The sequence below is a fragment of the Roseicella aerolata genome (assembly GCF_020523605.1).
Taxonomy (GTDB): Bacteria; Pseudomonadota; Alphaproteobacteria; order Acetobacterales; family Acetobacteraceae; genus Paracraurococcus; species Paracraurococcus aerolatus.
Genome location: NZ_JAJAQI010000085.1, coordinates 1 through 8,838 on the forward strand (window position 1 = coordinate 1; position 8,838 = coordinate 8,838).

Sequence of the window (8,838 nt, forward strand, 5' to 3'; positions counted from 1 at the left end):
ACCACCGTGGTATCGCTCGTCATGGCGTATCGCTCCTTCGGGAGGTCCTGGCAGGCTCGTCACCCGCCTCGATACGCCGCCTCTCTCAGCCCGCCATCACCCAGTTTCGGCCATAGCTCATCGCGCGCATCTCGCACGTGCGCTTCGGCTGAAGCTATGATGCCCATCAGCTTCGGGTGAATTGTGTCTGTGTCTGTCAAGGTCATGTGCCAGCTCCGATATATCGTTGGGCTGCACGCTCCGTCTGGCGTGCGGCGTGCTTTATCGATAGCGTCGCACATGCGCTGACGTCATTAATTACCGAACTCACTGCACCGGCCTCGTGCAGAGACAATGATCGAGAATGATCCATCGGGGGTTATGAAGCAGCAACGGCTGAACTCCGTATCAGAGGTTCCTTGAGCTCGCCGCGGGCTTTGCGGCGTCCGGAACGAATAATGACGTGCGCGAGCGCTGGCGCATAAATAGCTTTGCAGGGCGGGCTGGAAATTTGCCCCTGCGCGAGGTCGACGGCGTCAAGCACCACGCATCACAGTTTCCTTGGCATTGTGACCTCGCCAAGCAACCACGGCCCGCCAGCGTTCCAGCCGCTGGCGGGCCACATCTTTTTAGAGGTCACTATGTTCAATCACACCCACTCAGACATCGAAGACCAAGCGTCGTGCCTGGATCCGATCTTGCACCTGGCCACGCTCGTCGAGCACGCGCGCATGGAAAAGCTACTCCGCCATGCACATCAGCCCGAACTCGCTGGCACGGGCGTCTCTTACTTCGACGATCCACTGGCGAGGCTGGAGAAGTCAGCGCGGTTGCTGGAGGAGCGCGACACCGCAAACGCAGTGGACTGCCACCAGGGCGCACTGTCGCATTATGAGGACCCGTGCAAACCCCACCCTTTGCACGGTGCAGTAGGGGGCTCTCTGACGGAGACACAGGGTGCGCGTGTGTGCGCGGCTTCTACACAGGCTCAGAAATCCGCAGATCTCTGCGACTTTTTTGTCCTGGGGCTTGACCCCGCACAGTGCGTAGGCGGCGCTGCCGTGCATCCATTAGTTAAAGAAGAGCGGAATAATGGTCGCACGGACAGGTCTTTCGACCTGACCGCCGGTGCTATGCACCGCGCGTCCTCTGGGAATTCGGCTTCCGCCATTCGTCTGGTGGGCTCCGCCCACCGAGATAACCACGCGAGCACGGCTTCGCGGAGCGCTCAGCTCGTGCTCCGAGAAGGGGCGCTGCGCCTCTCCGAGGGCAACCCAGACGGGGATCGTAGCGTAATCCCGCTGCACGGGGCGGAGGATGCCCACCCCGCCGAGCCGGCCGCCAGTCCGCCCACGACCGCCTCCGCCCCCGCCGAGTGCCCCTTCGACTACCTGCGCTTCGACTACTTCGACAACGGCGCGCCTAGCGCGAACGGGAAGAAGCAGCGCGCCCGGCACGTAGTCAACGTGTTCGCTACCGCGCATGGGAGTCGGTCCAGGGGCGCCGACTACCGGATCTCATTCCTCAGCGAAGCGCGGTTCTTCAAGCGCAGCGTCCCGAGCGAGGTGCCGGGCGGCATGCAGGACGACTTCTATCGCCGGATATGGGCGAAGTACGAGGAGCTGCGCGACAGCCCCGAGCTCAAGGAGTTGGGCGTGCAGGTCTACATTGGGCACTGGAAGGACGGCGAGAACCACGTCGTGCCGCACGCCGCGGCGATCCTTGTCAGGGCGCCTGGGCAATTTCCTGTTCTGGCCGTCCGGTATGGCAGCTGGCGGCAGGACGTCGACATCGACAAGCCCGCCAGGGGAACGAAGAAGTGCCGCAACCTCATTGGCCTGGGGTATGCAAGCGTGCCGGTAAAGAGGGAAATGAGACAGCGACCCACTGGTGCGGGTGCGATTTAGCGAGCAGAAATATCCGAACTGCGTACGGAAAAATTCCCGTTACGTTTTAGTGAGTAATTTCCTTAGTCTTCTGCTGAAAGCGTGTACCCCCATCGTCTCGCCCTCGGTAGCCCTGCTCGAGCGTTCGACCTGCGAGGGCACGTGATGAAGGAAGTGCCGGGCGCTAGGATGAGGGCATGACGACGACCGCCTCCAACGACATCCTGCAGGAACTCGCACACGCCGGGGACGAGTTGCCTCGAGACGCGATGCGGCGAGCGCTCGACACTTGGCAGGAGTCTGCGCCGCCGCTGCTTGCCTTACTCGAGGCCTATGCGGACGGCCGGGACCGGTCAGAGGCTGCGACAGGCGCGGTGTTCTTCGTCCTTCATCTCGTGGGTCAGGCGCGGGAGCAGCGCGCCCTCCCTGCGATCTGCCGGCTGGCCGGAGATGCGGAGGCACTCGAAGACGCCCTTGGCGATGGCATCTCCTCGACCCTGCCCGGCATTCTGATCGGGACCTTTGACAGGGACCTGAATGGATTGCAGGCGCTGATCGAAGACGAGGACGTCGACGAGATCGTCCGCGCCGACGCATTCGACGCGCTGACCTATCTGACTGCTACGGGGGTGGTGCCGAGGGAGGCCACGGCTGCATACCTTCGGGACCTACACTCCGAGATGCAGCCGCAAGAGATGTCGTTCGCCTGGTACGGATGGCAGAAGGCCATTGCCTTGCTAGGGCTGGAGGACCTCAAACCGCTCGTCGCATCCGCATTCGAGCGCGGCTTCATCGACCCGACGGTGACTGACTACAACCTGTTCCTTGAAGATCTGCGGTCGGCCCAAACGAGCGAGGACGTGCTCGCTCTTTTTGAGGATCAGCACATCGCCCCGCTCGACGATGCTATCGCGCAGCTGTCGAAGTGGCATACCTTCTCCGAAGAGCACAAGCGCGAGAAGGCGGGGCGCGCCGTCCGTGGCAGCACTTCCGAGCTCTGGGACGCGCCGCAGCCGCTGATGAACCCGCTCCGCGCAGTGGGTCGCAACGACCCATGCCCCTGCGGTAGCGGTAAGAAGTTTAAGAAATGCTGCCTGCATTGACGGAACGCGCCAGGCGGCATGCCGCAGCCAGCCGTCGCACATGCTCCCGTCGCATCTGACTTGCCGCAAATGGAGGAGAGCACCATGGACGAAGACCGCTTTAACATGTCGGTTCGCAAGTTCCTCAAGGTGGTCGGAGTGACCTCCCAGCGGGAGATTGAGAGCGCAGTCCGCGAGGCGATGCGGGACGGAAGGCTGCGCGGCAACGAAAAGCTGCGCGCGCGGGTGACGCTCACCATCGAGGCGGTCGGGTTGCGGCACGAGATCGACGAGGAGATTGAACTGGGCTGAAGCCGCACTGCAGGGAAAGCGCCGCAGGATGCTTCCACTGCGTTCGATGGCCAGAGGGGGTGGCGGGTGAGGACCTACTGCGAAACTCTTCCCTGCAGTCCGGCATATACCGTTGCAACTCTCGGAGGTTGGGGATGAGCGGGCCGGACGACTACATGCGGGAGCAGGCCGAACAGCTTGCTCAGCACCTCAGGCTGAACGACGGCAAGTCGGGCTATGTCGCGGCGGAGGAAGGCCAATATCATGTTTATGTCCGGAGAAAATGGCCGGGCAAACAGATTGCCGAGTGGGACGGAGTGCCTGTTGTCTGGCACGAGAATGTCGGCACCCACAAGGCTGCAAGGAGATAGCAAGGCTGCATTGGCAGGCTGCCTCCGCCGCTTCCGAATAGCTTGCCACAGCAGCTACCTGCTGATCGGATCAGGTTCTCTAAGCTAAATGTCTGGCGTGGATATCTTCGACTAAGCGCAACGTGCGCACGGAAAAATGCGCTTCAGCTTGAGCGGAAAGCGTAATATGGGGCACGCCAGCATAGAGGATGGAAGCCCGATGCCTACTGCCAAAGCTGCGCCCAAGCCGAGGACTCGTGAGACCGAAGCTGAAGCGGATGACGCTGTCTCACTGCAGCAGATCCTTGGCGGACTTGACAGCCTGAGCGTTGGGGAGCTTCGCCAGATTGCCACTGCCGCGGAAGCTAAGATCCGCGACAAATCGGAAGGCGAAAAGCGGGCTCTGAAGGAGGAGATGGAGCGTCGGGCTGCTGACCTCGGTATCTCGATCCGTGAGCTCTTCGATGAACCTGGTCAGCCCGCCAGGCGTGGACGGGGAAAGGCGGCGAGGAAGCCGGAGGGCTCGGGCGTGGCGCCAAAATACAAGGGGCCGGATGGCGAGCTTTGGAGCGGGCGCGGTAGGATGCCGAAGTGGCTCCAGGTTGCGCAGGCTGAGGGCAAGTCCAAGGACGATTTCCTAATTAGGGGCTGACGCTGGATCAGGACTCGTTCGACTAGACGGAGCACCACGGGGTGCGGCTTTGGGATGCCGTATCCGATCTTCTGGGTTATCGAGCACGGCAGGCACCACGCGTCGCGGCGGCATGGAAATCGGTTGGCCTCTCGGCGCGAGGGTGTAGAGCAAAGCGGCCTCGCCCCGCTCGGGACTGCCAATGCGAAATGGCTCCCCCCGCATCCCGGAAAACGCCATCGTGAATGGCGGCACCGAAACGCTGCCCGGCTACATTATGGTGCCCCAGGTTGCTGCGGCGGTTCGGGCCTGGGTCGAGGCGGGCGGCGGCGGCGTGCTGATCGGGGATTGCGCGCTCACCCACCATGCCCGTCCGCGCGTGACGCAGGACACGACCTTCCTGTTCCTCCGAGCCGAGGAGCTGCCTACGGTGATCCGGGGCTTCGACCGCATCGGGGCGCACGTGTTCCGCCACCGCGCGACGGGTGAGGAGGTCCGCGCCGTCACTCCCGACGCCGTCCGCGTGCCGATGGACCTAGCCGAGCGGGTCGTCGCCACCGCGATCCACGTGGATGGGATGGCGATCGCGACTGGGTCGGGCCTCGCCGCCGTTCTGCTGTTCCGGCGCGACGCCCAAGCCAGGGCGGACGTCGTCGCGCTGGTTAAGGCGGGCAGGGTTGAGCTGGGGGGCTTCGCCCTGCCGCCTGACAAGCTGGACGCCTTTGCGGCCCTGGCCCTCGCAGCCGAGCGCGAGACACAGATGGAACTGGACGACCCGCCGCCGAAGTGAGCCACAGCGGCGGGACGCCGCGGCCGACCCGCTCAGTCGCGGGCGAAGACCTCCGCGCGGCGCCGGGCAAAGTCGTGGCCGGTGACGAGCTCCGCGATGCCCGCGGCGATCCTCGCGCCTCCACGGGCGCTCGGCTCGATCGGATTGGCGTAGTGCTCATCATCGCTGCAGACCAGGCGCAGGTCGACGAGCGGCAGCCTGCGCCGGAACGCCTCCCTGGTGATCACGTCGTTGAACATGGCGAGCGCCGCGACCGCCACCCGCTGCAGCATCGGGTCAGGAAAGCGCGGGTCGTAGATCGTGCAGACCGCCGTGGGCAGGCCGCGGCCCAGCACCGCGTCGAGCATGACCCGGTAGTCGCGCGCGAAAGCGTCCCGCACGTCGCCCAGCTCGACCAGCGCCTCGGCCACGGACCGCACCCTCCGCTCGAGGACATCCTGACGCTGCAGCGCGTCATTTCCTCCGACGCTGACGACCAGGTGCGTGGCGTCCGGCGGCAGCCGCCCGAGTTGCCCGGGCACGCTGCCCGTGACGGCGCCGTCCACGGCCGCGAGGCTCGCGCGCCAGCCCCCTGGCAATGCGTCGCGCAGCTGCTGGACCACGTCCGGCTCGCGGGGCGCGACATACGCGCCGTTGTCGAACACCGAGTCCCCGAGCAGGACGACGTGTCCCATGCTTCCTCCGTTCCGAATGGCGGGATCGGGCGCCGGAGCGAGGTGACGACCAGGCCCCGCGGTCATTCGTCCTCCGCGTCGCCTTCGAAGGGCTCACGGTCGTAGAGATATAGGGTGACGTGGCCGGTGAACTTGCCGGCCCAGGCCAGCACCTTCGGCAGCGGCGCCGGCCCGAAGCCGGAGCAGCCTACCTCGGTGTCCCACGGGGCGCAGTCGCCGCCGTCGCAGTCGGCCGCGGTGGGCTCGACCACGCCCCACACTCGACGCCACCTGCCCTTGTCGTCGCGGACGTCTGCAATGTTGGCAATCACCGCGCACTCCGTGTGCCCCAGGGTGCATGCCGCACCGGTGGCTTCGGCTCTAGCATCGTCGTCCGGCAGGACAACCGATCGTTGACGCCGCCGTGTCCCTGGCGCCAGCCGTGATGCTTGTTGCCACGATGAACGTTCTACAAGGGCCGTAGAGGGTACTCGCTGCCCGTGTCGCACTCGGCGTGCCCCGGCAAGGGTGCTTCCCCTGTACGACCCTTGCAGCGCCCGCGTGGCGCATGCCCCTCTCTGCCCCTGCGAGCGTCATGGAGGGGATCCGCCCGAGCCCAGCATTCATGCCTTGTACTGCATGTGCTCGCCCCCTGTGCGAGCCCAGTAGGGCGTTCCTGGGGTCTGGCGTTGCCGGTGGTGGCACGCTTGCCGAAGCGGACGACCCTCGGCGCGCGAAAGATGGCGCTGACGCCGCCTTTTCGGTTGGCCTCTCAGACGATGGCTGTAGAGCGATCGGCACGGAAGCAGAACAGGAGCCCCGGATGTCCGTGCTCAAGACCCTCAAGTTGGGCAAAGCTGCGCCCACCACCGTCGCCGCCGATGCCAAGGGACGCGCGCGTGCCAAGGTGATCGCCCACCTGGAGCAGCAGAAGGCGTTGCTGGCAGCGCACGTGGAAGGGAAGGCGTTCGAGGCGACCCGCCCAGTCTATCGGACCAACGACGCCGGGGAGCGGGTGCGGATTATGCAGTCCGTGCATGTGCGGCGGGACTGGTTCCTGGATGGCGCGGGTACCGTCCATTTCATGGTGCGCTACGGTGCCAAGCCCCTGCCGCTGGACAAGACCGGCAGCACCAGCGTGGAGGCGGGCACGCTGGATGGGCTGCCCGGCGTGATCGACGCGCTGATCGCGGCGGTGCAGGCCGGAGAACTGGATGCGCAGCTGGCGACGGCGGCGCAGGAGCGCAGCAAAGCGTTCAAGCGCCGGACCGCCGGGACGAAGGCGCCCTGACGATCAGGTCGAACTCGCGCATGAGGCCGGTCAGCAATGGCCGGCCTTCTGATCAGCGGCGGAGGGACAACGGTATGGAAGAGTTCGTCGCGGTCGTGCGTCTGCCCAATGGGTTGACCCAGCGGGTCACCATCCAGGCCGATGACAGCGGCAAGGCGCGGCAGATGCTGGAGGCGCAGTACGGCCGCGGATGCGTGCTGACATTGGACCGGCCGCAGAGATGGTGAGATATGCCGCGCCTGGGGGCCGCCTCTTTGACCTACGTGGCCGAGATCCAAGACCTAGGCAGGCACACTCAACCTCGCCTCAATGGCCTTCCGAATGTACAAACGTCCTGCGCCAGCTGGCACGCGGAATTCCTGCGCCGCAAAATCGATTTCACCAGCAGGCCTGAGAACGCCTTCGAAGAAGGCAACACTAATATCTTTCCGCTCAAGAGCCTTCGGCACGAGGCCCTTCAACACATCGAAAAGTGCCTGCACACCAACCGTTTTCTGAATGTACGACTGTAAACCTGCACGCGACCAGAACAGATTTTCGCAAGCCCGAAGATAGTTTTTTACTAACGTGTAAATGATAACATCGTTACCCTCGATGTAGTACGCCCTTAACGGCGAACGGTCGCGAGGGCCGTCGCGCAGGACGGTGCGCGGGCGCATCTCCGGCGCACGCATTATGTTCGCGTCCCGCTTTGGATTGGACGAGATCAAACGCACAATTCCATTTACCACAACAGCCGTGGATATCTTCCATAAGGCCTGGGAGCCGATCCCTTCTAGTAGCTTATCGCGTTTCGGCGCGACGATGATCCGCGAAAAGAGAACCGAATCCGGATCGGTCCCGAGTTTCCTCGTGAGGAATACTGCAAGCTTATCCGGCGTCCAGTAAGGTTCAGCCTCATCTGCGATGTTGTATCCAAACAGCTCGTAAGTGAGACTTTTATCAACCGCTTTTTGAGTAGAATTGATTGTCGCAAAGAGCTGCGCCTGGTAGGGTCGCGGCAAATCCAAGAAGATAGAACACACGAGATCGCAGTTGAGTCTTCTTGGGTCAGCTTTCGCAAAAGCGAACAGGCGATGCTGTCCATCAATAATGGCGGCAAGCTTTTTCTCTGTCGGAATGCGGAGTCGAAAGCTTCCGTTTTGCCCCTCTATGATCTCCCAGAGATCGCTCAAATCATATAGCGGGACGCCGCCGTCCGGCCCATCGGCGCTTTCCTCAGCTTCGGAACGAAAGGCTTCCTCCTGATCTAGGCCGGTGTCGCTGTTATAATTTGCCGCCAAAATGATTGTGTTGGGAAACGCGGCATCTGCTCGACCTATATATTCCGCGATCTGACGAAGCCTCGCATCTTGAATCAAACGCTGTGTCCCGGTCAGCGTGTAACCAATTCCATCAGGGTTAAGTGTCGCGCGCATGACATCGCTAATCGCGATTTGAAGGAGAAGATTGGCCGGCAGAACTGCCACAAAGAACGTGCCGAGCGGCTGTTCGACCCGGAGAGCTTCGGTCTCGAAAGGGAACGTGATCATGCAGCCTCCTCAGGCCTTGAAATTCTGGAGGCTGCCAGATAAGCCTCGGTCAGTTGATCCGCCTGTCGCGGCGTCTGGACGTGTTGGACGCTTGTAAGTTTGGTCATCGGCGTTGGTGATCCACCACAGCCACATGGAACAGAGCGAACACAAACCTCCGAAGAGAAGTACGCCGGCAGGGTATTTGGGACTTAGCAGGCTGCTGAAATTCATTGTGGTGATGCCGCCTGCGTGATTCCCTACCCCCGGCAGCGAGCGGGGTGAGGATGCGTGGCAGTGATGCGGTGGTTGGGTCGCTGTTCAGCTACGTGGATTTGGAACAACGGGTCCGGGCCGACCATCCGCTGCGGGTG

General features: G+C 63.2%; 11 protein-coding genes. 8 read left to right on the forward strand and 3 right to left on the reverse strand.

Annotated elements, in window-relative coordinates; translation table 11 throughout:
- The first annotated feature begins 548 nt into the window (after positions 1 to 548).
- The 6 genes from LHA35_RS26910 to LHA35_RS26940 all read left to right on the forward strand — a co-directional run bounded on the left by LHA35_RS26910 (position 549) and on the right by LHA35_RS26940 (position 5,009).
- The gene (locus LHA35_RS26910; RefSeq protein WP_226614195.1) at positions 549 to 1,886 is read left to right on the forward strand and encodes a hypothetical protein; all 1,338 of its coding nucleotides are present in this window, start codon (positions 549 to 551) and stop codon (positions 1,884 to 1,886) included.
- Positions 1,887 to 2,062: 176 nt separating this feature from the next.
- On the forward strand, positions 2,063 to 2,968 hold the full coding sequence (locus LHA35_RS26915) for a DUF1186 domain-containing protein (protein WP_274708230.1): 906 nt from the start codon (positions 2,063 to 2,065) through the stop codon (positions 2,966 to 2,968).
- A gap of 84 nt (positions 2,969 to 3,052) precedes the next feature.
- On the forward strand, positions 3,053 to 3,259 hold the full coding sequence (locus LHA35_RS26925) for a DUF6494 family protein (protein ID WP_226614197.1): 207 nt from the start codon (positions 3,053 to 3,055) through the stop codon (positions 3,257 to 3,259).
- 134 nt (positions 3,260 to 3,393) lie between these two features.
- Positions 3,394 to 3,609 (forward strand): hypothetical protein, encoded by a 216-nt coding sequence (locus LHA35_RS26930; protein ID WP_226614199.1) that lies wholly within the window; start codon positions 3,394 to 3,396, stop codon positions 3,607 to 3,609.
- 199 nt (positions 3,610 to 3,808) lie between these two features.
- On the forward strand, positions 3,809 to 4,240 hold the full coding sequence (locus LHA35_RS26935; protein WP_226614201.1) for an H-NS histone family protein: 432 nt from the start codon (positions 3,809 to 3,811) through the stop codon (positions 4,238 to 4,240).
- Between the two features lie 220 nt (positions 4,241 to 4,460).
- On the forward strand, positions 4,461 to 5,009 hold the full coding sequence (locus LHA35_RS26940; protein ID WP_226614203.1) for a hypothetical protein: 549 nt from the start codon (positions 4,461 to 4,463) through the stop codon (positions 5,007 to 5,009).
- Positions 5,010 to 5,041: 32 nt separating this feature from the next.
- Here LHA35_RS26940 and LHA35_RS26945 read toward each other — a convergent pair whose 3' ends face one another.
- Together LHA35_RS26945 and LHA35_RS26950 are read right to left on the reverse strand one after the other, a co-directional pair.
- On the reverse strand, positions 5,042 to 5,683 hold the full coding sequence (locus LHA35_RS26945; protein WP_226614206.1) for an SGNH/GDSL hydrolase family protein: 642 nt from the start codon (positions 5,681 to 5,683) through the stop codon (positions 5,042 to 5,044).
- A gap of 62 nt (positions 5,684 to 5,745) precedes the next feature.
- Positions 5,746 to 5,934, reverse strand: a complete 189-nt coding sequence (locus LHA35_RS26950; protein WP_226614209.1) for a hypothetical protein — start codon at positions 5,932 to 5,934, stop codon at positions 5,746 to 5,748.
- Positions 5,935 to 6,485: 551 nt separating this feature from the next.
- Here LHA35_RS26950 and LHA35_RS26955 point away from each other — a divergent pair.
- Complete coding sequence (locus tag LHA35_RS26955) at positions 6,486 to 6,953, forward strand: hypothetical protein (protein ID WP_226614211.1); 468 nt, start codon at positions 6,486 to 6,488, stop codon at positions 6,951 to 6,953.
- Positions 6,954 to 7,027: 74 nt separating this feature from the next.
- Complete coding sequence (locus tag LHA35_RS26960; protein WP_226614213.1) at positions 7,028 to 7,180, forward strand: hypothetical protein; 153 nt, start codon at positions 7,028 to 7,030, stop codon at positions 7,178 to 7,180.
- A 54-nt stretch (positions 7,181 to 7,234) separates the two neighbouring features.
- On the opposite strand, the gene LHA35_RS26965 is transcribed toward LHA35_RS26960, so the two are convergent.
- The gene (locus LHA35_RS26965; protein WP_226614215.1) at positions 7,235 to 8,485 is read right to left on the reverse strand and encodes a DGQHR domain-containing protein; all 1,251 of its coding nucleotides are present in this window, start codon (positions 8,483 to 8,485) and stop codon (positions 7,235 to 7,237) included.
- Positions 8,486 to 8,838: the final 353 nt, after the last annotated feature.